The organism is Pseudomonas sp. DE0010, assembly GCF_007680745.1.
Lineage (GTDB): Bacteria > Pseudomonadota > Gammaproteobacteria > Pseudomonadales > Pseudomonadaceae > Aquipseudomonas > Aquipseudomonas parafulva_B.
Map to the genome: position 1 here is coordinate 72,261 of NZ_VEJQ01000015.1, position 21,615 is coordinate 93,875.

Sequence of the window (21,615 nt, forward strand, 5' to 3'; positions counted from 1 at the left end):
GTCTGCAAATTCAGTGGGGGAGGTACTGGGCACTGACGTAAGGGCTGTAGTCCGGCAGTACGGCCTCGACCTTGCCTTGTTGCTTGAGGAACGTGGCCGTGTCGGTCAGGGCCTGGGTAGTGGGCGTGCCCAGGGCGCTGGCCTGGTCTGCGGCCAGCGGGTAGACGTTGCCTTGCAGCAACACCGGGATGTCCGAAGGCTTGGCGCCGGACAGCTTGGCCAACTTGGCGACGTTGTCCTGGTTCGCCAGCCAGGCTTGCGGATCCTTTCGGTAGTCTGCATACGCCTCTAGGGTGACCTGCGCGAAAGCCCTGACCACGTCGGGGTGCTTGGAGGCAAAGTCTTTGCGCACGATCCAGGCGTCGAAGGTGGGGGCCCCTACCTTGGCCAACTCGCCCGAGGTGATCAGCACCTTGCCGCTTTCCTTCGCCACGCCCAGCGCAGGGTCCCACACATAGGTCGCGTCGATGTCGCCACGTTTCCATGCCGCAATGATCGCTGGCGGTGCCAGGTTCAGGATCTGCACCTTGGCAGGATCGATGTTCCAGTGCTTGAGCGCTGCCAGCAGGCTGTAGTGCCCGGTCGACACGAAGGGTACGGCGACTTTCTTGCCCACCAGATCCTGCGGGGTCTTGATCGCGTCGCGCACCACCAGGGCTTCGCCAGCCCCGATCTGCGTGGCGATCAGAAACGTCTCGATCGGCAGCTTGCGGGTTGCGGCGGCTGCCAATGGGCTGGAGCCCAGGTAGCCGATCTGCACATCCCCACTGGCAACGGCGGTGATTACATCGGCACCGTTGTCGAACTTGCGCCAGTCGATGCTGGCTTTGGTCGCCGCCTCATAGTCGCCATCGACTTGCGCCACCTTGGCAGGGTCGACCGTTGTTTGATACGCCACCGTCAAGTCTGACGCCTGGGCTATCCAGCTGGCGCCAGCAAGCGCCAGGGTACTGAGAATTCGCAGGGTGCGGTGCGGGTTCATGGTGAGCTCTCATCGGGCAAGGGATGCATGAGCTAAGGCTAATTGATCTAAAAAACTAAAAATAAATAACTTTTAAGAATTAGCTTAGCGCTTATTTGGCACCCTTGGTCGATGATTGACCACGCGCAATGGCAAAGTCAGCCTACGCTGCTAGGCTCAGCCCCCCTATAGATCCAATTGGAATGAGGTTATGAGCAAACGATTGCAAATAGCCGGGGGTTATGAGAAACCCATTTGCTACAACAAAATGCAGTAATGGTTCCTTACATATTCCTTAAAAGTCTTACCGATTCGCAAAACAGTCATTTTGGATTTATAGGATTGTCATTATCCTGTAGCCCAGGTTGGCGCCTTAGACCAAAGTCGCGAAACGTTTAGAAATGATTGACTAAAGGGTCACGCTTTAGGACTAAATCGCCCATCCATGGTGAGCGGGGCAATAGACCCGGCCGCCTGAGATACACAAAAATTAGAACGTAGAGGAGCAAAGCATGTACAAGTCCAGCCTGGCCATGGCCGTGGCACTGGGTGTTCTCGCCCAACAAGCAGGTGCTGCCGGTTTCGTGGAAGACAGCAAGCTGTCGGTCAGCTCGCGCACCATGTACTTCAATGGCGACAACCGTGACGGTGGCGCCGACAACCGTGAATCGGGCCAGGGCTTCAAACTGGACTACCTGTCCGGTTTCACCCAGGGCACCGTTGGTTTCGGTGTAGACGCCCAGGCCCTGTGGGGTATCCACCTCGACGGCGGCCGTGGCAAACACCCTGACAACAGCAGCTTCTTCCCGAGCGACTCCGACGGCTCTGCCGTAAGCCAGTGGGCTCGCCTCGGCGCCAACGCCAAGGCCAAGTTCTCCAAGACTGAAGTCCACTACGGTAGCGCCCTGGCGCCGAACCTGCCGATCCTGGTCTCCAACGATGGCCGTCTGCTGCCGCAGACCTTCGAAGGTGGCACCATCCAGTCGAAGGAAATCGACAACCTGACCATCAACGCCGGTCAGCTGACCCACGCCATGGGCCGCGCCTCAAGCAACCGCACCGGCCTGTCGGTCAACGGCGCCTTCCGCGACAGCAACAAGTTCCGCTATGGCGGCCTGGACTACAAGCTCACCCCAGACCTGACCCTGCAGTACTACTACTCGAACCTGGAAGACTTCTACAAGCAGCACTTCCTGGGCGCTACCCACGTCTTCAAGATCGCCGACGACCAGTCGTTCAAGACTGACCTGCGCTACTTCAACAGCAGCAGCGACGGCCGCAACGGTGACTCGGGCTACACCTTCAACAACAACGGCGGCTTTGCCAAGACGCCTGGCGAGGTCGACAACAAGACCTGGTCGGCGATGTTCACCTACACCCTGGGTGGTCACTCGCTCATGCTCGGTCACCAGCGCGTCAACGACGACGGCGGTTTCGTATGGTTGAACCAGGGTAGCGTGCGCAAGGACGGTTCGCGTTCCTCGCTCGAAGGCGCCGGCGGCGCCAGCTTCTACCTGTTCACCGACAGCATGATCAACCAGTTCGCCAAGGCCGGTGAGAACACCACCTTCGGTCAATACGCCTACGATTTCGCGCGCCTCGGCGTACCGGGGCTGAAGGCTTCGGTGTCCTACCTCAAGGGTGAAGACGGCAAGAACGCCAGCGGCAATGGCCACTTCAGCGAGTGGGAGCGTGACGCCCGGATCGACTACGTCATCCAGGAAGGCACGTTCAAAGGCCTGGGTGCGAGCCTGCGCCACGGTGTTTACCGCGGCAGCGGTGAAAGCTCGGTGGCCGATCAGGACCAGACCCGTTTCATCGTGAACTACACTTACAACTTCCTGTAAGCCGTAGCCACATAAAGAGCCTCGCTTGATGCGAGGCTTTTTTGTGATCGAAATTTGTTATGCATAAAAAGCATTAACAAAGCTTTATTTATTCTTTTTAAGGTTGATGAAATTCAGGCACATTCATTCCACAGGCACCCCAGCACAGGAGCTGCATCCCATGAGCCTCAAACTCGGCGATATCGCCCCGGATTTCGAACAGGACTCCAGCGAAGGCAAAATCCATTTTCACCAATGGCTGGGCGACAGCTGGGGCGTGCTGTTCTCGCACCCTGCCGACTTCACCCCGGTGTGCACCACCGAATTGGGGCTCACGGCCAAGCTCAAGGATGAATTTGCCAAGCGCGGGGTCAAGGCCATCGCGCTGTCGGTCGACCCGGTGGACTCGCATCACCGTTGGATCGACGACATCAACGAAACCCAGCAGACCGTGGTCAATTTCCCGATCCTCGCCGATGCCGACCGCAAGGTGTCGGATCTGTACGACCTGATCCACCCAAACGCCAGCGATACCCTGACCGTACGCTCGCTGTTCGTCATCGACCCGAACAAGAAGGTTCGCCTGACGATTACCTACCCCGCCAGTACCGGGCGAAACTTCAACGAGATTTTGCGGGTAATCGACTCGCTGCAACTGACCGATTCGCACAAGGTAGCCACGCCAGGCAACTGGCAGGACGGTGACGATGTGGTGATCGTTTCTTCGCTCAAGGACGAAGAAGAGATCCGGCAACGATTTCCAAAAGGCTACACGGCGGTCAAACCCTATTTGCGTCTGACGCCTCAACCGAACCGAGCGTAAATACTGTGTTGCATAACGCTTAGCCAAGCAGGGATTTTCGGGCCGTTTCGACGGCCCTTTTTTTTGACTTAGATTTGCATGCAAATATCTAAATCGAATAAATAAAGAATTAAATATGATTTATAGATATATACGAAAACTGCTAATGTCATTCCACCGTAACCCAAGGAAGCGCAGCAATGCTGGTCGTATCAATCGGTGGTAGCCCAAGTCCTCGTTCACGCTCAGGCGTGCTGCTAGAACGTTCGCGGCAGTGGCTCGAGCACCGTGGTGTTGAAGTCGTCACCTTGCAGGTGCGCGACTTTCCTGCCGAAGACCTGTTGCATGCCCGCTTCGACAGCCCACACGTGCAGCACTTCCAACAGTTGGTGGCCCAGGCCGATGGCCTGATCGTTGCCACGCCGGTGTACAAGGCGTCGTTCGCCGGTGCGCTGAAAACCCTGCTTGACCTGCTGCCCGAGCGCGCACTGGCCAACCGGGTCGTGCTGCCCATCGCCACCGGCGGCAGCATCGCCCACATGCTGGCCGTGGATTACGCCCTCAAGCCCGTACTGTCGGCTCTCAAAGCCCAGGAGACCCTGCAAGGGATCTTTGCCGATGACAGCCAGATCGCCTATGCCGAAGGCAGTAAGCCGGCCCAACTGGCGCCTGCCCTTGAAGAACGACTGCACGACTCGCTGGAAACCTTCCACCTGGCCCTGGCCAGGCGCCCGCGCCCGGTTGCACCCGGCGTGCTCAATGATCGCCTGATCAGTGCTCGCTGGAGCATCTGACCCGGCAAACCCGCTGTATCACCTTACTCGCCCGTCAACGAGGCAAGCAGGTGCAACCCGAACCCCATCGCACAGGAGAGCGCCATGCGCACAATCTTCTTGCGTCGTGGTCTGGTCGCCCTGTTTGCGGCGGCTGTGTCCCTCGGCGCCATTACCCAGGCACAGGCTGAAACCCTGCGCATCGGTTATCAGAAATACGGCACCCTGGTGCTGCTCAAGGCCAAGGGTACGTTGGAAAAGCGCCTGGCCGAGCAGGGCGTGCAGGTGCAGTGGACCGAGTTTCCCGGTGGTCCCCAGCTGCTTGAAGGGCTGAACGTCGGGTCTGTCGACTTCGGCGTGACCGGCGAAACGCCTCCGGTATTCGCACAGGCCGCCGGGGCCGACTTGCTGTACGTGGCCTACGAGCCGCCCGCGCCCCACAGTGAGGCCATCCTGGTGCCCAAGGACTCGCAGATCCAGTCGGTGCAGGCACTCAAGGGCAAGAAGGTCGCCCTCAACAAGGGCTCCAACGTTCATTACCTGCTTGTGCGGGCGCTCGAAGATGCAGGCCTGAAGTACACCGATATTCAACCGGTCTATCTGCCCCCGGCCGATGCGCGCGCAGCGTTCGAGCGTGGCAGTGTCGATGCCTGGGTCATCTGGGACCCGTACCAGGCCGCCGCCGAGCAGCAGCTGCAAGCCCGCACCCTGCGTGACGGCCAGGGCCTGGTCGACAACCATCAGTTCTACCTGGCCACGCGCAGTTATGCGAATCAGCACCCGGCCGTCATCAATACCGTCATCGATCAGGTACGTGCGGTCGGTGAGTGGTCGCAGGCCAACCCGCAGGAAGTCACCGACCAGGTCGCCCCGCTGCTCGGGCTCGCGCCCGACATCACCCTGACGTCCGTCAAGCGCCAAGGCTACGGCGCAGCGCCCTTGACGTCGGACGTCGTGGCGGCCCAGCAGAAAATCGCAGACACCTTCCAGGCGCTCAAGCTGATACCCAAGCCGCTGCGCATCAAGGACGTGATCTGGACACCCCCGGCCAAGGTTGCCAGTGCGCCTTGATTGATCTGCCCGGGCCGGGCGTTCCCCGGCTCAGCTACCCCTTAGGAGACAACTCCAATGAGCCTCAACATCTTCTGGTTCCTCCCCACGCACGGTGATGGCAAATACCTGGGCACCGCGCAAGGCGCCCGGGCGGTGGACCATGGCTACCTGCAGCAGATTGCCCAGGCGGCCGACCGCCTGGGGTTCGGCGGCGTGCTGATACCCACCGGGCGTTCCTGCGAGGATTCCTGGCTGGTGGCCGCGTCCCTGATCCCTGTTACCGAACGCCTGAAGTTCCTGGTGGCCCTGCGCCCTGGAATCATCTCGCCGACGGTCGCCGCGCGGCAGGCCGCCACGCTCGATCGCCTGTCCAATGGCCGGGCGCTGTTCAACCTGGTAACCGGTGGCGATCCGGACGAGCTGGCCGGTGACGGCCTGCACCTCAATCATCAGGAGCGCTACGAAGCGTCTGTCGAATTCACCCGCATCTGGCGCAAGGTGCTTGAAGGCGAAGAAGTCGATTACGACGGTAAACACATCCAGGTCAAAGGCGCCAAGCTGCTGTACCCACCTATCCAGCAGCCTCGTCCACCGTTGTATTTCGGTGGTTCCTCCGAAGCCGCCCAAGACCTGGCTGCAGAGCAGGTCGAGCTGTACCTGACCTGGGGCGAGCCGCCCAGCGCGGTGGCTGAAAAGATCGCCCAGGTGCGTGATAAGGCAGCTGCCCAGGGCCGCGAAGTGCGGTTTGGCATTCGCCTTCATGTGATCGTACGTGAGACCAATGCGCAAGCATGGGAAGCGGCTGAAAAACTGATATCCCATTTGGACGACGACACCATCGCTCGCGCCCAGGCGTCGCTCGCCCGTTTCGACTCGGTAGGGCAGCAGCGCATGGCCGCGTTGCACAATGGCCGCCGCGACAAACTTGAAGTCAGCCCTAACCTGTGGGCAGGGGTAGGTCTGGTTCGCGGAGGTGCAGGCACTGCGCTGGTGGGCGATGGCCCGACCGTCGCCGCGCGGGTCAAGGAATATGCCGCCCTGGGCATCGACACCTTCATCTTCTCTGGCTACCCGCACCTAGAAGAGTCATACCGGGTGGCCGAACTGTTGTTCCCGCACCTGGACGTACAACGGCCTCAGCCTGCGACCAGCGGCGGCTACGTGAGCCCGTTTGGCGAGATGGTTGCAAACGACATCTTGCCCAAGTCCGTGGCCCAGCGATGAGGGGCATTGTATGAGTCGGAAAACCTCGAATACCGTGATAGAGCGCTTGGCGCCCTGGGCGCTGCCGGTACTGCTGCTAGTCGCGTGGCAACTGGCGGTCAGCGCGGGCTGGCTGTCGACCCGCATTCTGCCAGCGCCCAGCGCCGTGCTGTCAGCCGGCGTCGACCTGGTACGCAGCGGAGAAATCTGGACGCACCTGGCCATCAGCGGCTGGCGTGCCGGGCTGGGCTTTCTGATCGGTGGCAGCATCGGCCTGGTGCTGGGCTTCATCACTGGGCTGTCCACCTGGGGCGAGCGCCTGCTCGACAGTTCGGTGCAGATGATCCGTAACGTGCCGCATCTGGCCTTGATCCCGCTGGTAATCCTGTGGTTCGGCATCGACGAGTCGGCGAAGATCTTTCTGGTCGCGCTGGGCACGCTCTTCCCTATCTACCTGAATACCTACCACGGCATCCGCAATGTCGACCCGGCCCTGGTGGAAATGGCACGCAGCTATGGGCTTTCGGGGTTCAGCCTGTTTCGCCAGGTGATCCTGCCCGGTGCCTTGCCTTCGATACTGGTGGGCGTGCGCTTCGCGCTGGGCTTCATGTGGCTGACCTTGATCGTCGCCGAAACCATTTCGGCCAACGCCGGCATTGGCTACCTGGCGATGAACGCCCGGGAGTTCCTGCAGACCGATGTGGTGGTGCTGGCCATCGTGCTGTACGCCGTGCTTGGCAAGCTCGCCGACCTGGCTGCCCGTGGCCTGGAACGTGTGTGGCTGCGTTGGCATCCGGCTTATCAAGTTGCCAGGAAGGAGGGCGCATGACCGTGCTCAAGGACAATCCGCCACATCTGCTGCGTGGTACCCCATTGGCCGCCAAGGGCCTGCGTAAGGCCTTCGGCTCGCGCGAGGTGCTAAAAGGCATCGACCTGCATGTCCCGGCCGGCCAGTTCGTCGCCATCGTCGGCCGTAGCGGCTGCGGCAAAAGTACCTTGCTGCGCCTGCTGGCCGGGCTCGACCAACCGACGGCAGGGCAACTGCTGGCAGGTGCTGCACCGCTGGACGAGGCGCGGGAGGAAACCCGCCTGATGTTCCAGGACTCGCGGCTGCTGCCGTGGAAAAAGGTCATCGACAATGTGGGGCTTGGCCTGTCCGGCGATTGGCGTGCCAGGGCGCTGGAAGCGCTGGAGGCAGTGGGCCTGGCCGACCGCGCCAACGAATGGCCCGCGGGCCTCTCGGGCGGGCAGAAGCAGCGCGTTGCGCTTGCCCGCGCATTGATTCATCAACCGCGTCTGCTGCTGCTGGACGAACCGCTAGGTGCGCTGGATGCACTGACGCGCATCGAAATGCAGCAACTGATCGAGCGCCTGTGGGGCCAGCATGGTTTCACCGTGCTGCTGGTCACCCATGACGTCAGCGAAGCGGTTGCGGTGGCTGATCGTGTGATCCTGATCGAAGACGGCGAAGTCGGGCTCGACCTGACGATCGACCTGTCACGGCCACGACCGCGCGCCTCGCACCGCCTGGCCGCGCTTGAAAGCCAAGTGCTCAACCGAGTCCTTTCTGCGCCGGGCGCTGCGCCCGAGCCGGAGCCTGTTGCCCCCCTGCCCACGCAGTTGCGTTGGGCGCACTGAACCCCCAGAAGCCATCGAAAAGGAAACACGCCAATGACCATCAAAGCCATCAACGTCCGTAATCAGTTCAAAGGCACCGTCAAGGAAATCCTCGAAGGCCCGGTGCTGTCGGAGATTGACGTCCAGACCGCCTCGGGTATCGTTACATCGGTCATCACGACCCGCTCCGTACGGGAACTGGAACTGCAAGTGGGCAGCGAGGTGATCGCCTTCGTGAAGTCCACCGAGGTGTCCATCGCCAAGCTGTGATCGAGCACGGGGCCGCCTTGCGGCCCCTCAGTGCGAGCGCTTGACCAGAAAAGGTGGCAGGTACAAGCCCAGGTAGGCTTCGAACACCCGCTTGCCTTCTTCGGCCATGCGCGGGGTGATGGTCTCGTGCAATTGCATCGACCGGGCATACACCCGATCGCTCAATTCCATGGCCAAGGCGAACACATCCACATCCGCAGGCATCACCGGCAAATGAAAGTGCTGGTCGAACAACCTGTGCATCAGGGCGCCGAGCTCCATGTCGTGCTGCCGGTCGGCCTGCATGACCTCGCTGAGCCCATGCTGCGCCAGGATCAACTGCCGCGCAGCGGCATCCCCGTTGTAGATATCCAGCATGCGTTGCTCGATCAACCGCGACAGCTCATGCCAGCGGGTGAGCGTGCTGCTGTCGATCGGCGCGCCAAGCGCCTCGCGGAAAACCCTGTGCACATCGGCAGTCAGCGCTTCGAGCAGCGCAGGCACGCTGGCGAAGAAGTGGTAGACCGACGACGGCGGGATTTGCGCGCGCTCGGCCACGCTGTAGATCGACAGGCCAGCCACCCCGCCCTCTGCCAGGAGCTCGCGGGCAGCTGCCAGGATCGCTTCGATCCGGGCCTGGCTGCTGGCGCGTGGCTTGCGCGCTGAGGTGTTGCGGGTCATCAGTTGCTGATTGCCAGGATACTGGCCTGGTAGGCGCCCACGAAGGTATCGAACTCGCCCACTTCTTCCTGTTCCATCTGGGATTGCTTGGCCAGGGACTCGCGTGCCTGTGTTTCGAAGGCCTGCTGCTGGTCGGGGCTCAGGGGCTGCTCGCGCAGTGTCTGGGCGTGCAGACGACTTTGCCGCAGCGAGAACGCGATGAAACTCTCGTCATGCTCGGTCATGCGCGCCAACACCTGGGCCGATGGGGTCAGCTCAGGGTCGTCGACTTTCGCCTGCTGGGCTTGCAGGGCCTGGACGTGATCATCCCCGCCCTGGGCCTGGTCGAGCAGGTTGGCCAATTGACCGATCTGAGCAATCAACTCGCTGGCCCAGTCTTTGAGAGGTACAGGCTGCCCATCACGCTGCAACTTCAGGCCTGGACGCCGGCCTTCTTTGACCACGCTCAGGAAATTGCTGGTGCACTGGCCGCATTCGTTGTTGTTGAGCTGCGGGCTGTCGTCCAGCGCGCAGAACAGCAGAAACGCATCGAGAAAGCGTGCCTCGGTGAGGTCGATGCCCACCGGCAGGAGCGGGTTGATGTCCAGGCAGCGCACCTCCACGTACTGCACACCGCGCGAGGTAAGCGCCTGGATTGGGCGCTCGCCTGAGTAGGTCACCCGCTTGGGACGGATGTTGGAGTAGTACTCGTTCTCGATTTGCAGAATGTTGGTGTTCAGCTGTACCCACTCGCCATCGACATGGGTGCCGACCTCCACATAGGGTGGGTACGGCGTGCCTACCGCCTTGCGCAGGCTGTCGGTATAGCTGGCCAGGTTGTTGTAGCAGGGCGTCAGGCCCGCCTGGGCATTGCTCTGGTAGCCCAGGTCGCTCATGCGCAGGCTGGTGGCGTAGGGCAGGTAGAGGGTTTCGCCATCGAGCTCTTCGAGCTGATGGGCGCGACCCCGCAGAAAGCCCTTGTCCAAGGCGGGCGAGGCGCCGAACAGGTACATGAGCAGCCAGCTGTAGCGACGGAAATTGCGGATCAAGGCAATGTAGGCGGCCGATTGGTAATCCCGTTCGTTCTCAGTGCTGCCTTCGGCTTCGCGCAGCAGTGGCCACAGGGCCTCGGGCAGCGAGAAGTTGTAATGGATGCCGGCGATGCACTGCATGGTGCGGCCGTAGCGCAGGGCCAGGCCCTTGCGATAGACATGCTTGAGCTTGCCGATGTTGGAGGTGCCGTACTCGGCGATGGGGATATCTTCTTCAGCCGGCAGCGAACACGGCATCGACGGGCTCCACAGGTACTCATCGCTCAGCTTGGTATAGACGAACCTGTGAATCTGCTCGAGGTTTTCCAGCACCGCAGCGGCGTCAGGCAGCGCGGGGGTGATGAATTCAAGCAGTGATTCGGAATAATCGGTAGTGATCTGTTCGTTGGTCAGCGCCGCGCCCAGTGCTTCAGGGTGCGGTGTCTGGGCCAGACGGCCACTGTCTGTCACGCGCAGGCATTCGCGCTCAATGCCGTGCAGACACTGCTTGAGCAAGGGGAGATTGGCGCCGAGCAAGCTCAGGCGGCGGTTGAGGAGTGTGCTCAAGATGTATTCCTTCACGCGTCAGTCGCCCCAATATGGGGGTAGAGAGGACGGTCTACAAGGGTAGGGGGAAGGGAACGGGCGTTGTCGCCTGGTTTACCGCGGCCCCAGCAGTGCGCGCGCACTGCCGAAGTTACCGCAGATAGTGCTTTGTGAGCTAGAGAGCGACGAAGGTTCCTTGCGCCTTGGCCACCAGCTTGTCGCCCTGGACTACGTCAGCGTCGACCACCAGCGTGCGCTTTCCTGCGTGCAACACCCGAGCGGTGCACAGCACCTCGCCATCGCTGACGGCGCGCAGGTAGTTGATCTTGCATTCGAGGGTGACGCTCTGCTGGTCGAAGCCGTGGCTGGACGAGCAGGCCAGCCCCATGGCGATGTCCACCAGGCTGAAGATCGCCCCGCCATGAAGCTTCTGGCCACGGTTGCGCAGGTGCGGCGCCACCGCCAGGCTAACCTCGGCAACGCCCGCTTCCAGGCGTTGCAGGCTGCAGCCCAGCAGTTGGCTGAAGGCGCTTTGTACGTACTCCGGCGCCACGTCCATCACTTCTTCTTCAACTGCTTGGCGTTGGCGAACAAGGCAGCCATGGCGTTGTTGGCCGGCGCTGCAGTGGCGGTCTCGCGCTGACGGGGCGCCGGTTGCTGACGGCCACCCCCCTGGCCACGTCCGCCACCCCGGTTGCCTTCGACCTTTTCGCCCGGCGTGTCGCTCATGCGCATGGATAGGCCAACACGCTTGCGCGGGATGTCCACTTCCATGACCTTGACCTTGACCACATCGCCAGCCTTGACCGCTTCGCGTGGGTCCTTGACGAACTTTTCCGACAGCGCCGAGATGTGCACCAGCCCATCCTGATGCACGCCGATATCCACGAACGCGCCGAAATTGGTGACGTTGGTCACCACGCCTTCCAGGATCATCCCAGGCTCTAGGTCCTTGAGGTCCTCGACCCCGTCCTGGAAGGTGGCCGTCTTGAACTCCGGGCGCGGGTCGCGGCCAGGCTTGTCCAGTTCCTGCAGGATGTCGGTCACCGTGGGCAGGCCGAAGGTTTCGTCGGTGAACTTCTTCGGGTCCAGGCGCTTGAGGAAACTGCTGTCCCCGATCAGCGAGCGGATGTCTCGGTCGGTATTGGCAGCAATGCGCTGCACCAGCGGGTAGGCTTCGGGGTGCACGGCAGAGGCGTCCAGCGGGTTGTCGCCGTTCATCACGCGCAGGAAGCCTGCGGCCTGCTCGAAGGTCTTCTCACCCAGCCGGCTGACCTTCTTCAAGGCCGCACGGGTGGCGAACGGGCCGTTGGCATCACGGTGGGCCACGATGTTCTGTGCCAGGGTGGTGTTCAACCCCGAAATACGCGTGAGCAGGGCGACCGACGCGGTGTTCACGTCCACGCCGACGGCGTTCACGCAATCCTCGACGACGGCGTCGAGGCCGCGTGCCAGCTTCACTTGCGACACGTCGTGCTGGTACTGGCCCACGCCGATGGACTTGGGATCGATCTTGACCAGCTCGGCCAGTGGATCCTGCAGGCGACGTGCAATCGAGACCGCGCCACGGATCGATACATCCAGGTCGGGAAATTCCCGGGCCGCCAGCTCCGATGCCGAGTACACCGAGGCGCCGGCTTCGGAGACCATGACCTTGGTGATCTTCAGGGCAGGGTACTGCTTGACCAGGTCAGCCACCAGCTTGTCGCTCTCGCGGCTGGCGGTGCCATTGCCGATGGCGATGAGCTCGACCGAATGCTTGGCGCACAGCGCAGCCATCACCGAAAGCGTGCGGTCCCATTCGTTTCTGGGGGCATGGGGATACACGGTGGTGTAGTCGAGCAGCTTGCCAGTGGCATCGACCACGGCGATCTTGCAGCCTGTGCGCAGGCCAGGGTCGAAGCCCAGTGTGGCGCGCGGGCCAGCAGGCGCTGCCAGCAGCAGGTCATGCAGGTTGTGGGCGAAGACGTTGATTGCCTCACCCTCGGCATTGTCGCGCAGTTCCCCGAACAGGTCGGTCTCCAGGTGGGTGTAGAGCTTGACCTTCCAGGTCCAGCGCACCACTTCGCCCAGCCATTTATCGGCCGCGCGGCCGCGGTTCTCGATGCCGACGTGCTCACCGATCATCAATTCGCACGGGTGCAGGGTACCCGGCAGCTCTTCGCCCACTTTCAGCGAGGCGTTGAGCACGCCTTCGTTGCGCCCGCGGAAGATCGCCAGCGCGCGGTGCGACGGCGCGCTGCGCAGCAGCTCGTCATGGGCGAAGTAGTCGCGGAACTTGGCGCCTTCTTCTTCCTTGCCGGGCACCACGCGCGCGCTGAGCACCGCCTCCTGCTTGAGGAAGCTGCGCAGTTTGTCGAGCAGGGCTGCATCTTCGGCGAAACGCTCCATGAGGATGTACTTGGCTCCTTCCAGCGCAGCCTTGACGTCTGCCACGCCCTTGTCGGCGCTGACAAAGCGCGCCGCTTCGCTTTCCGGGGCCAGGGACGGGTCGGCGAACAGGCTGTCGGCCAGCTCGCCCAGGCCAGCTTCCAGGGCGATCTGGCCCTTGGTGCGGCGCTTTTGCTTGTAGGGCAGGTAGAGGTCTTCGAGGCGCGTCTTGGTGTCGGCCAGCTTGATCTCGCGCGCCAGTTCCGGCGTCAGCTTGCCTTGCTCCTCGATGCTGGCAAGGATGCTGATGCGGCGCTCGTCGAGCTCGCGCAAGTAGCGCAGGCGCTCTTCCAGGTGGCGCAGCTGGGTGTCGTCCAGGCTGCCGGTCACCTCTTTGCGGTAACGGGCGATGAAAGGCACGGTAGAGCCTTCGTCCAACAGGCCCACGGCCGCCTCGACCTGTTGTGAGCGTACGCCCAGTTCCTCGGCGATACGGCTGTTGATGCTGTCCATGTAAACCACCTGACGTTCTTGAATACGGAGTCGCCGGTGGGCCTTTCGCCCGGCGGCGCTGGATGAAAGCGGCGCATTATACCCATCGCAAACGGCTTGCGGTGATGGCCTGGCGCCAGTTGGAAGTGGCGTCCCGGGAAAAATCTGCTAACAATGCTCACGGCACGCGTTGCAGCGGCTACGCCATAATGCGCAGCGATACCAGAGGAGTAATTCATGACCGGCACGCCAACTACCGCTGAAGGTGAAAAAATTCTGATCGTCGATGACGATCCAGGGCTCAGCAGCCTGCTTGAACGTTTCTTCACCAGCAAGGGTTATCGTGCCCGCGCGGTCCCCAACACCGAGCAGATGGACCGCCTGCTCCAGCGTGAAGTGTTCAACCTGGTGGTGCTCGACCTGATGCTGCCGGGCGAAGACGGCTTGTCCGCCTGCAAGCGCCTGCGCCAACAGAACAACCAGATCCCCATCATCATGCTCACGGCCAAGGGTGACGAGCTCAGCCGCATCAAGGGCCTGGAACTGGGCGCCGACGACTACCTCGGCAAGCCGTTCAACCCCGACGAGCTGATGGCCCGGGTCAAGGCCGTGCTGCGCCGCCAGGCGCCTTCGGTACCCGGTGCGCCGGGCAGCGAGGACGAGTCGGTCACCTTCGGCGACTACGAGCTGTCCCTGGCCACCCGCGAACTCAAGCGTGGCGACGAAGTGCACATGCTCACCACGGGCGAATTCGCCGTGCTCAAGGCCCTGGTGATGCATGCCCGCGAACCGTTGACCCGCGACAAACTCATGAACCTGGCACGCGGGCGTGAATGGGACGCGCTGGAGCGCTCCATCGACGTACAGATCTCGCGCCTGCGCCGCATGATCGAGCCAGACCCGTCCAAACCGCGCTACATCCAGACGGTATGGGGTGTGGGCTATGTGTTCGTACCGGATGGAAACGCCGGCAAATGACGCTGCTGTCTAGATGAAGACGCCGCTGTGGTTTCCGCAGAGTTTCTTCGCGCGCACCTTGTGGCTGGTGCTGATCGTCGTTCTGTTCTCCAAGGCGTTGACCCTGGTCTACCTGCTGATGAACGAGGACGTTTTGGTCGATCGGCAGTACAGCCACGGCGTGGCATTGACCTTGCGCGCCTATTGGGCGGCCGATGAAGAGAACCGTGACCAGATCGCCGAGGCGGCAGGCCTGATCCGGGTAACCGGTGCTGGCGTACCGGAGGGCGAGCAGCACTGGCCCTACAGCGAAATCTACCAACGGCAGATGCAGGCCGAGCTTGGCGAGGACACCGAGGTACGGCTGCGCATCCATGCACCGCCTGCCTTGTGGGTCAACGCGCCTAGCCTGGGTCCGGGCTGGCTGAAAGTGCCGTTGTACCCGCACCCGTTGCGCGGGCAGAAAATCTGGAACGTGCTGGGCTGGTTCCTGGCCATTGGCTTGCTGTCCACTGCCTCAGCCTGGATATTCGTGCGTCAGTTGAACCAGCCGCTCAAACGCCTGGTGTTCGCCGCGCGCCAGCTTGGCCAGGGGCGCAGTGTGCGCCTGCCGATCAGCGACACGCCCAGCGAAATGACCGAGGTGTACAAAGCTTTCAACCAGATGGCCGAGGATGTCGAGCAAGCCGGGCGCGAGCGCGAGTTGATGCTGGCTGGCGTGTCCCACGACTTGCGTACCCCGCTGACCCGGCTGAGGCTTTCACTGTCCTTGCTCGGCAGCGACAGTGAGCTGAGCGACGACATGGTGCGCGATATCGAAGACATGGACGCCATTCTCGATCAGTTCCTGGCGTTCATTCGCGACGGGCGGGACGAGCCCCTTGAAGAAGTCGATCTTGGCGCGTTGGTGCGTGAAGTGGTCGCACCCTACAACCAGCCCGAGGAACGTGTTCGCTTGTGCCTGGAGCCCATACCGCCGTTTCCACTGCGCCGGGTATCGCTCAAGCGCATGCTGGGCAACCTGATTGGCAATGCCCTGCACCATGCGGGCAAGGGCGTCGAGGTTGCAGCCTATGTCTCGGGGGACGAAAGCGCCCCGTATGTGGTGCTGAGCGTGCTTGACCGAGGGGCAGGGATCGACGAATCCGAGCTCGAGACCATCTTCAACCCGTTCATTCGGGGTGACCGTGCTCGAGGCGGCAAAGGCACCGGGCTGGGCCTGGCCATCGTCAAGCGAATCGCCGCCCAGCATGGCGGCAACGTCGAGCTGCGCAATCGTTCCGGGGGCGGTATCGAAGCGCGGGTACGGTTACCCTTGGGGCTGCTGTTGCCGCGCAACGCTGTCTGATCGCAAGTCTGACCTGGCGCGCTTCCAAGGGGCCGATCAGCCACCGAGGAAGCAGGCTGGCACGGCAGGCGGCCAGCGGGGCGATCAGCCCTTGCCCTTGGTTCGGGTCTGGTTGGGCCCGCCGTTTTTCTCCAAATGTTCGAAGATCATGCCGGCTACGTCCTTGCCGGTAGTTACCTCGATGCCCTCCAGCCCTGGTGACGAGTTGACCTCCATCACCAGTGGGCCGTGGTTGGAGCGCAGAATGTCGACGCCGGCCACACTCAAGCCCATCACCTTGGCTGCGCGAATGGCCGTCATGCGCTCTTCCGGAGTGATCTTGATCAGGCTGGCAACCCCGCCACGGTGCAGGTTGGAGCGAAACTCGCCGGGTTTGGCCTGGCGTTTCATCGACGCGATCACCTTGTCACCCACCACGAAGCAGCGGATATCAGCGCCACCGGCTTCCTTGATGTACTCCTGGACCATGATGTTCTGCTTGAGCCCCATGAAGGCTTCGATCACAGATTCGGCTGCCTTGGTGGTTTCGCACAGCACCACGCCAATGCCTTGGGTGCCCTCGAGGACCTTGATCACCAGCGGGGCGCCGTGGACCATCTGGATCAGGTCCGGAATGTCATCGGGCGAATGGGCGAAGCCGGTTACCGGCAAGCCAATGCCGCGGCGCGACAGCAATTGCAACGAGCGCAGCTTGTCGCGCGAACGTGCGATGGCGACCGACTCGTTGAGCGGGTACACCCCCATCATTTCGAACTGGCGCAGCACAGCGCAGCCATAGAAAGTGACAGAGGCACCAATGCGCGGGATGACTGCATCGAACCCTTCCAGTGGCTTGCCGCGGTAGTGAATCTGCGGCTTGTGGCTGGCGATGTTCATGTAGGCCCGCAGGGTATCGATCACCACCATCTCGTGACCACGCTGGGTACCGGCTTCGACCAGGCGGCGGGTGGAATACAGACGCGGATTACGCGAAAGCACAGCGATCTTCATGCAGCACCTGTCAAGGTAGTGTGGGTGGCCGGAAAGGCAGGTTTGTCTTGTACGTACTTCAGGCCCGGATTGACGACCAACTGGCCGTGAATCAGGGCCTTGGAACCCAGCAACAGGCGGTAACGCATGCTCTTGCGGCAAGCCAGGGTAAATTCGACGGCCCATACCCTGTCACCCAACGCGAGCGTGGTGCGAATGACATAACGGGTTTGGGCGTGGCCATTGGAGCTTCGAATGGTTTTCATGCTCACCAGCGGCGCCTCGCAGCGGCGGTGACGCAATTGCACGATCGAACCCAGGTGCGCAGTGAATCGGACCCACGGCTGGCCATTGCGTTCGAAAGGTTCTATCTCGGTGGCATGCAGGCTGGAGGTGCTGGCGCCGGTGTCGATCTTGGCGCGTAGCCCTGCCACGCCCAGCTCGGGCAAGGCTACCCATTCCCGCAGGCCAATTACAGTCAGATGATCAAATGTCTTCACGAAACGCACCCAGCGGATGAGAGAGTGAACTGTAAGCATGGCGGGGAATTTTTGCATCCGATGCTTACGGTAGTACAGTTCCCCCAATCACGGAATTCGAGGTATCGGGATGGCACAGAAAGTCGAAGATGACGACAAGGTTCGCCTGGACAAATGGCTGTGGGCGGCGCGTTTCTACAAGACGCGTGCGCTGGCCAAGGCGGCCATCGAAAGTGGCAAGGTGCATTGCCGTGGCGAGCGATGCAAACCGGGCAAGGAGCCGCGGGTGGGCGATGAATTCGTCCTGCGTACGGGCTTCGACGAGCGCACGGTGGTGGTGAAAGCGCTGTCGGCGGTGCGCCGCGGTGCACCGCAAGCGCAGGCCCTGTATGAAGAAACCGAAGAAAGCGTGCGCCGGCGCGAGCAGGCTGCGGCGCTGCGCAAGGCCGGTGCCACCGGTGTCACCACCGATGGGCGGCCGACCAAGAAGCAGCGCCGCCAGATACATCAATTGCACGGAAGCTTCGAGTAGCCGGGGCCGCCAGGCGGCCCAGGCTTAGCGCAGCACGGCCATCCGACCGACCAACGGCAACCTGCCCAGCAGCCTGAACAGCGGGGCGGTCCAGCGCACCAGCGCAGCACTGCTTCTGGCCGCCAGGGGCGTGTACAGGCTCCAGCCCAGAGCCAGCACCGCCATCAACAGGCCGCCGATGTAATCATCCTGCCCCCAGTGTGCGCCAGCGACCAGGCGTGGCAGCATGAACAGCACCGCCAGCCCCCAGATCACCAGGTACTGCCCGACGCGGCGACTGAAGACGCTCATGAACAGCGCCCAGATGAGCAGTACCGAAGCATGATCGCCCGGGAAGCTCTTGCTGGAACGGTCCTTGAGCTCCCAGGTTGCCTCCAGGTGTGGGTAGTAGTCACTCAGGTGCACGGCGCCATCGAGCATCATCGACGGGCTGTTGTGTTGCCAACCGGCAGCGTCGACCCACTTGGAAAACAGTGCTCGAATCACCACTAAGAGCAGTAGCGTGACCAGAAAGCCGAAAAATGCCTGGCGAACCTGGGCGGCCTTGAATACCCAGTCACCCCGGATCAGCGTGGCCAGCAGGATCAGGCCGACGACGATGTCGAACGGGCGCAGGCTGCCGACGGTCCAGATGTAGCGCCAGGCGGTGCTTTCAGCCAGCGGTGCGTTGAGGCTGTGGAACAGCCATTCGTCGAATGCCAGGCACAGCATCTGGCCAACAGGCCATAACCAGAAACACAGTAGTGCGATGGGCAGTAGCGTACAGGCTACCAATGGCCCCCAGGACCACCTCGCTTGGAACAGTGGTCGATTGTCCATAAGATACCTCGATCTCCTAACGGGAATGAGCGCCCGAAACGCTCGACGACGGGATTGCAAATCCCGGCAATTATCTTGTCATTATTTTCAGATAGCCAGACAACCATGAGCGATTTGCCAGATACAGATTTCACCCAACGTTTCATCTTCGACGAGCGCGATGTGCGCGGCGAGTGGGTGTCTCTCGATGACAGCTACGCCGCGGTGTTGGCGCGTCACGAGTACCCGGCGCCGGTCAAGACCTTGCTCGGCGAGCTGATGGCCGCCACCGCGCTGCTGGTCGGTGCCCTCAAGTTCGACGGCCTGCTGATCCTGCAGGCGCGCTCGGCAGGGCCTATTCCATTGCTGATGGTCGAGTGCTCCGGGGACCGAGACATCCGCGGCATGGCCCGCTACGAGGCCGACCAGATTGCAGCCGATGCCACCCTGTCCGAGCTGATGCCAGGTGGGCACCTGACGCTGACCATCGATCCGGTCAGGGGCCAGCGCTACCAGGGCACTGTCGAGCTCGACGGTGCCGACCTCTCGGAATGCTTCACCAACTACTTCGTGCAATCCCAGCAGCTGAACACTCGGTTCTGGCTGCACGCCGAGGGGGGCAAGGCCCGTGGCCTGCTGCTGCAGCAACTGCCGCGCGACCGTCAGCCCGACGACGAGGAACGTGAAGATAGCTGGCAGCATGTAGTGGCCCTGGCCAAGACCCTCAAGCCGCAAGAGTGGGCCGAAGCCAACGAAACCCTGCTGCACCGCCTGTACCACGAAGATGCCGTGCGCCTGTTCGACGTCCAGCCCCTGCGCTTCAACTGCAGCTGCTCGCGCGAGCGTTCCGGCAATGCGCTGGTAAGCCTGGGTGAAGCCGATGCCAAGGCGTTGGTAGAGGAATGCGGGGGTACTGTGGAGATCGACTGCCAGTTCTGCAATGAGCGGTATTTCTTCGATGCCAGCGATGTCGCACAGCTCTTTGCGGGCGGCGGCACGGACTCAGCCTCAGAAACTCTTCACTGAAACGTTTCACTACAGGAGATTCTCCTGTCGAATTGCGCAAAAGCTCGGTTCTGACAGGAGGGGCCTACTTTTTTTGGGCGTTTCTGGCATAATCCGGCCACTTTTTTCGCTGTAGTAGTTTTTCTGAAACGACTACAAAACGTTTGGAGCACTCGGCCTCGGGCCGGATGGGGTATCTCATGACGCAAGCCAACAACACCGTGTACACCGACCTGAGCGTCGATGAGCTGGTAAAAGAAGCGCTGCAACGCGGTGAAGGTGTACTAGCCGACACGGGTGCACTGGTCGTGGAGACCGGCCACCGTACCGGCCGTTCCCCGGCTGACCGTTTCATCGTCGAAGAACCTTCCACCCAGGACGCCATCGCCTGGGGCCCGATCAATCGCAAGTTCCCGGCCGACAAGTTCGATGCCCTGTGGGACCGCGTCGAGGCGTTCAACAACGCCCAGGATCACTTCGTTTCCTACGTCCACGTAGGGGCGGCGGCCGAGCACTACCTGCCGGTCAAGATGACGACCCAGACAGCCTGGCAGAACCTGTTCGGGCGTTGCCTATTCATCAACCCGGAGCAGTTCAACCCGGCTGGCCGTGGCGAGTGGCAGATCCTCAACGTCGCCAACTTCGTCTGCGAGCCTGAGCGTGATGGCACCAACTCCGATGGTTGCGTGATCATCAACTTCGCCCAGAAGAAAGTGCTGATCGCTGGCATGCGTTACGCTGGCGAAATGAAGAAAGCCATGTTCTCGGTACAGAACTTCCTGCTGCCGGCTGCCGACGTACTGCCAATGCACTGCGCGGCCAACATCGGCGAAGAGGGTGATGTCACCTTGTTCTTCGGTTTGTCCGGCACCGGCAAGACCACGCTGTCGGCCGACGAGAGCCGTTACCTGATCGGTGACGACGAGCACGGTTGGGGTGAAGGTGTCGTCTTCAACATGGAAGGTGGCTGCTACGCCAAGTGCATCGACCTGTCCGAGAAGAACGAGCCGGTCATCTGGAAAGCCATCAAGCATGGCGCCGTCCTGGAAAACGTCGTGCTCGATGCCAACAAGCACGCCGATTACAGCGACGTCAGCCTGACCCAGAACAGCCGCGCCGCCTACCCGCTGGAACACGTGGCCAAGCGCTCCGAGGCTAACCTGGGTGGCGAGCCGAACGCGGTCATCTTCCTGACCTGCGACCTGACTGGCGTACTGCCGCCCGTATCGATCCTGAACAACGAGCAGGCGGCCTACCACTTCCTGTCCGGCTACACCGCGCTGGTCGGTTCCACCGAAATGGGCTCGGGCGGCGGCATCAAGTCGACCTTCTCCACCTGCTTCGGCGCGCCGTTCTTCCCGCGCCCTGCTGGTGAGTACGCCGAGCTGCTGATCAAGCGCATCAACGGCTTCAACTCCAAGGTCTACCTGGTCAACACCGGCTGGACGGGCGGTGGCTACGGTGTGGGCAAGCGCTTCAGCATTCCGACCACCCGTGCCGTGATCGCTGCCATCCAGGGCGGCGCGTTGGTCGGTGCTGAAACCGAGCACCTGGACATCATCAACCTGGACGTGCCGAAGTCGGTACCAGGCGTCGAGACTGACCTGCTCAACCCGCGCACCAACTGGGCTGACAAGGCTGCCTACGACGAAGCCGCCAAAGGCCTGGCCAACCTGTTCATCGAAAACTTCAAGAAGTTCGATGTATCCGACGCCATCAAGGCTGCGGGTCCTCAGCTGTAAGCTGAAGCAGGTTGTAGTAAAAGAGCCGCCCTTCGGGGCTAATGCTGTTCACTTGGGGCCGCTTCGCGACCCGTCGCGGCACAAGGCCGCTCCCACACTGTCCTGTGAGCCCTTAACTCAAGCGCCACGCAGTCAGGGTGGGAGCGGCCTTGTGCCGCGATGGGCCGTGAAACGGCCCCAACGATCTTAAGTGAACAGCATT

Annotated in this window: 21 protein-coding genes; 13 read left to right on the forward strand and 8 right to left on the reverse strand. The window is 61.9% G+C overall.

Annotated elements, in window-relative coordinates:
- Positions 1-10: 10 nt before the first annotated feature.
- Positions 11-982 carry a taurine ABC transporter substrate-binding protein gene (gene tauA / locus FS767_RS13230; protein WP_144966114.1) on the reverse strand — a complete coding sequence of 324 codons (972 nt, stop codon included), beginning with the start codon at positions 980-982 and terminating at the stop codon, positions 11-13.
- Between the two features lie 491 nt (positions 983-1,473).
- Between tauA and FS767_RS13235 the strand changes: the two genes are divergently transcribed.
- The 8 genes from FS767_RS13235 (at position 1,474) to FS767_RS13270 (ending at position 8,505) form a co-directional block, all read left to right on the forward strand.
- Complete coding sequence (locus tag FS767_RS13235; RefSeq protein ID WP_144966116.1) at positions 1,474-2,808, forward strand: OprD family porin; 1,335 nt, start codon at positions 1,474-1,476, stop codon at positions 2,806-2,808.
- 160 nt (positions 2,809-2,968) lie between these two features.
- Entirely contained in the window at positions 2,969-3,610 is a 642-nt protein-coding gene (locus tag FS767_RS13240; protein ID WP_144966118.1) for a peroxiredoxin, read from the forward strand.
- A 179-nt stretch (positions 3,611-3,789) separates the two neighbouring features.
- Positions 3,790-4,383, forward strand: coding sequence for an NADPH-dependent FMN reductase (gene ssuE, locus FS767_RS13245; RefSeq protein WP_058604715.1), 594 nt, complete (start codon positions 3,790-3,792; stop codon positions 4,381-4,383).
- An 84-nt stretch (positions 4,384-4,467) separates the two neighbouring features.
- The gene (locus tag FS767_RS13250; protein ID WP_144966120.1) at positions 4,468-5,433 is read left to right on the forward strand and encodes a sulfonate ABC transporter substrate-binding protein; all 966 of its coding nucleotides are present in this window, start codon (positions 4,468-4,470) and stop codon (positions 5,431-5,433) included.
- A 57-nt stretch (positions 5,434-5,490) separates the two neighbouring features.
- The gene (gene ssuD, locus FS767_RS13255) at positions 5,491-6,639 is read left to right on the forward strand and encodes an FMNH2-dependent alkanesulfonate monooxygenase (RefSeq protein WP_058637072.1); all 1,149 of its coding nucleotides are present in this window, start codon (positions 5,491-5,493) and stop codon (positions 6,637-6,639) included.
- Between the two features lie 10 nt (positions 6,640-6,649).
- The gene (ssuC, locus tag FS767_RS13260; RefSeq protein WP_144966122.1) at positions 6,650-7,447 is read left to right on the forward strand and encodes an aliphatic sulfonate ABC transporter permease SsuC; all 798 of its coding nucleotides are present in this window, start codon (positions 6,650-6,652) and stop codon (positions 7,445-7,447) included.
- Positions 7,444-8,256: an aliphatic sulfonates ABC transporter ATP-binding protein gene (ssuB, locus tag FS767_RS13265; RefSeq protein WP_144966124.1), complete on the forward strand. Its 813-nt coding sequence runs from the start codon at positions 7,444-7,446 to the stop codon at positions 8,254-8,256. Before ssuC ends, ssuB begins: the two co-directional genes overlap by 4 nt.
- A 33-nt stretch (positions 8,257-8,289) precedes the next feature.
- Complete coding sequence (locus FS767_RS13270; protein WP_003255829.1) at positions 8,290-8,505, forward strand: molybdopterin-binding protein; 216 nt, start codon at positions 8,290-8,292, stop codon at positions 8,503-8,505.
- A gap of 27 nt (positions 8,506-8,532) precedes the next feature.
- Here FS767_RS13270 and FS767_RS13275 read toward each other — a convergent pair whose 3' ends face one another.
- From FS767_RS13275 to FS767_RS13290, 4 genes are all read right to left on the reverse strand, one after another.
- Entirely contained in the window at positions 8,533-9,165 is a 633-nt protein-coding gene (locus FS767_RS13275; RefSeq protein WP_058604720.1) for a TetR/AcrR family transcriptional regulator, read from the reverse strand.
- A complete protein-coding gene (gshA, locus tag FS767_RS13280) occupies positions 9,165-10,757 on the reverse strand; it encodes a glutamate--cysteine ligase (RefSeq protein WP_144966126.1) in 1,593 nt (530 codons plus the stop codon). The genes FS767_RS13275 and gshA overlap by 1 nt, the downstream gene beginning before the upstream one ends.
- Before the next feature lie 139 nt (positions 10,758-10,896).
- Positions 10,897-11,280, reverse strand: a complete 384-nt coding sequence (locus FS767_RS13285) for a PaaI family thioesterase (protein WP_058604722.1) — start codon at positions 11,278-11,280, stop codon at positions 10,897-10,899.
- Positions 11,280-13,604, reverse strand: a complete 2,325-nt coding sequence (locus tag FS767_RS13290; protein WP_144966128.1) for a Tex family protein — start codon at positions 13,602-13,604, stop codon at positions 11,280-11,282. Before FS767_RS13290 ends, FS767_RS13285 begins: the two co-directional genes overlap by 1 nt.
- 216 nt (positions 13,605-13,820) lie before the next feature.
- Between FS767_RS13290 and ompR the strand changes: the two genes are divergently transcribed.
- Together ompR and FS767_RS13300 are read left to right on the forward strand one after the other, a co-directional pair.
- Entirely contained in the window at positions 13,821-14,561 is a 741-nt protein-coding gene (gene ompR, locus FS767_RS13295) for a two-component system response regulator OmpR (protein WP_058637080.1), read from the forward strand.
- 13 nt (positions 14,562-14,574) lie between these two features.
- The gene (locus FS767_RS13300) at positions 14,575-15,888 is read left to right on the forward strand and encodes an ATP-binding protein (protein ID WP_144966131.1); all 1,314 of its coding nucleotides are present in this window, start codon (positions 14,575-14,577) and stop codon (positions 15,886-15,888) included.
- Positions 15,889-15,972: 84 nt separating this feature from the next.
- Here FS767_RS13300 and rimK read toward each other — a convergent pair whose 3' ends face one another.
- Positions 15,973-16,878 (reverse strand): 30S ribosomal protein S6--L-glutamate ligase, encoded by a 906-nt coding sequence (gene rimK / locus FS767_RS13305; protein ID WP_027914119.1) that lies wholly within the window; start codon positions 16,876-16,878, stop codon positions 15,973-15,975.
- The gene (locus FS767_RS13310) at positions 16,875-17,357 is read right to left on the reverse strand and encodes an ATP-dependent zinc protease (RefSeq protein ID WP_023535750.1); all 483 of its coding nucleotides are present in this window, start codon (positions 17,355-17,357) and stop codon (positions 16,875-16,877) included. The genes rimK and FS767_RS13310 overlap by 4 nt, the downstream gene beginning before the upstream one ends.
- 109 nt (positions 17,358-17,466) lie before the next feature.
- Here FS767_RS13310 and FS767_RS13315 point away from each other — a divergent pair, with 109 nt between their 5' ends.
- On the forward strand, positions 17,467-17,868 hold the full coding sequence (locus tag FS767_RS13315; protein ID WP_058604726.1) for an RNA-binding S4 domain-containing protein: 402 nt from the start codon (positions 17,467-17,469) through the stop codon (positions 17,866-17,868).
- Positions 17,869-17,892: 24 nt separating this feature from the next.
- Here the strand turns inward: FS767_RS13315 and FS767_RS13320 are convergent, their stop codons facing one another.
- A complete protein-coding gene (locus FS767_RS13320; RefSeq protein WP_144966133.1) occupies positions 17,893-18,687 on the reverse strand; it encodes a phosphatase PAP2 family protein in 795 nt (264 codons plus the stop codon).
- Between the two features lie 105 nt (positions 18,688-18,792).
- Here FS767_RS13320 and hslO point away from each other — a divergent pair, with 105 nt between their 5' ends.
- Positions 18,793-19,692, forward strand: a complete 900-nt coding sequence (hslO, locus tag FS767_RS13325; protein WP_144966134.1) for an Hsp33 family molecular chaperone HslO — start codon at positions 18,793-18,795, stop codon at positions 19,690-19,692.
- Between the two features lie 179 nt (positions 19,693-19,871).
- Positions 19,872-21,413, forward strand: coding sequence for a phosphoenolpyruvate carboxykinase (locus FS767_RS13335; protein WP_144966136.1), 1,542 nt, complete (start codon positions 19,872-19,874; stop codon positions 21,411-21,413).
- The last annotated feature ends 202 nt before the right edge of the window (positions 21,414-21,615 follow it).

Bases quoted from the DNA above. Each gene is read 5' to 3' on its own strand.
- tauA (WP_144966114.1), bottom strand. From the start codon at position 982: ATGAACCCGCACCGCACCCTGCGAATTCTCAGTACCCTGGCGCTTGCT.
- FS767_RS13235 (WP_144966116.1), top strand. From the start codon at position 1,474: ATGTACAAGTCCAGCCTGGCCATGGCCGTGGCACTGGGTGTTCTCGCC.
- FS767_RS13240 (WP_144966118.1), top strand. From the start codon at position 2,969: ATGAGCCTCAAACTCGGCGATATCGCCCCGGATTTCGAACAGGACTCC.
- ssuE (WP_058604715.1), top strand. From the start codon at position 3,790: ATGCTGGTCGTATCAATCGGTGGTAGCCCAAGTCCTCGTTCACGCTCA.
- FS767_RS13250 (WP_144966120.1), top strand. From the start codon at position 4,468: ATGCGCACAATCTTCTTGCGTCGTGGTCTGGTCGCCCTGTTTGCGGCG.
- ssuD (WP_058637072.1), top strand. From the start codon at position 5,491: ATGAGCCTCAACATCTTCTGGTTCCTCCCCACGCACGGTGATGGCAAA.
- ssuC (WP_144966122.1), top strand. From the start codon at position 6,650: ATGAGTCGGAAAACCTCGAATACCGTGATAGAGCGCTTGGCGCCCTGG.
- ssuB (WP_144966124.1), top strand. From the start codon at position 7,444: ATGACCGTGCTCAAGGACAATCCGCCACATCTGCTGCGTGGTACCCCA.
- FS767_RS13270 (WP_003255829.1), top strand. From the start codon at position 8,290: ATGACCATCAAAGCCATCAACGTCCGTAATCAGTTCAAAGGCACCGTC.
- FS767_RS13275 (WP_058604720.1), bottom strand. From the start codon at position 9,165: ATGACCCGCAACACCTCAGCGCGCAAGCCACGCGCCAGCAGCCAGGCC.
- FS767_RS13285 (WP_058604722.1), bottom strand. From the start codon at position 11,280: ATGGACGTGGCGCCGGAGTACGTACAAAGCGCCTTCAGCCAACTGCTG.
- FS767_RS13290 (WP_144966128.1), bottom strand. From the start codon at position 13,604: ATGGACAGCATCAACAGCCGTATCGCCGAGGAACTGGGCGTACGCTCA.
- ompR (WP_058637080.1), top strand. From the start codon at position 13,821: ATGACCGGCACGCCAACTACCGCTGAAGGTGAAAAAATTCTGATCGTC.
- FS767_RS13300 (WP_144966131.1), top strand. From the start codon at position 14,575: ATGAAGACGCCGCTGTGGTTTCCGCAGAGTTTCTTCGCGCGCACCTTG.
- rimK (WP_027914119.1), bottom strand. From the start codon at position 16,878: ATGAAGATCGCTGTGCTTTCGCGTAATCCGCGTCTGTATTCCACCCGC.
- FS767_RS13315 (WP_058604726.1), top strand. From the start codon at position 17,467: ATGGCACAGAAAGTCGAAGATGACGACAAGGTTCGCCTGGACAAATGG.
- FS767_RS13320 (WP_144966133.1), bottom strand. From the start codon at position 18,687: ATGGACAATCGACCACTGTTCCAAGCGAGGTGGTCCTGGGGGCCATTG.
- hslO (WP_144966134.1), top strand. From the start codon at position 18,793: ATGAGCGATTTGCCAGATACAGATTTCACCCAACGTTTCATCTTCGAC.
- FS767_RS13335 (WP_144966136.1), top strand. From the start codon at position 19,872: ATGACGCAAGCCAACAACACCGTGTACACCGACCTGAGCGTCGATGAG.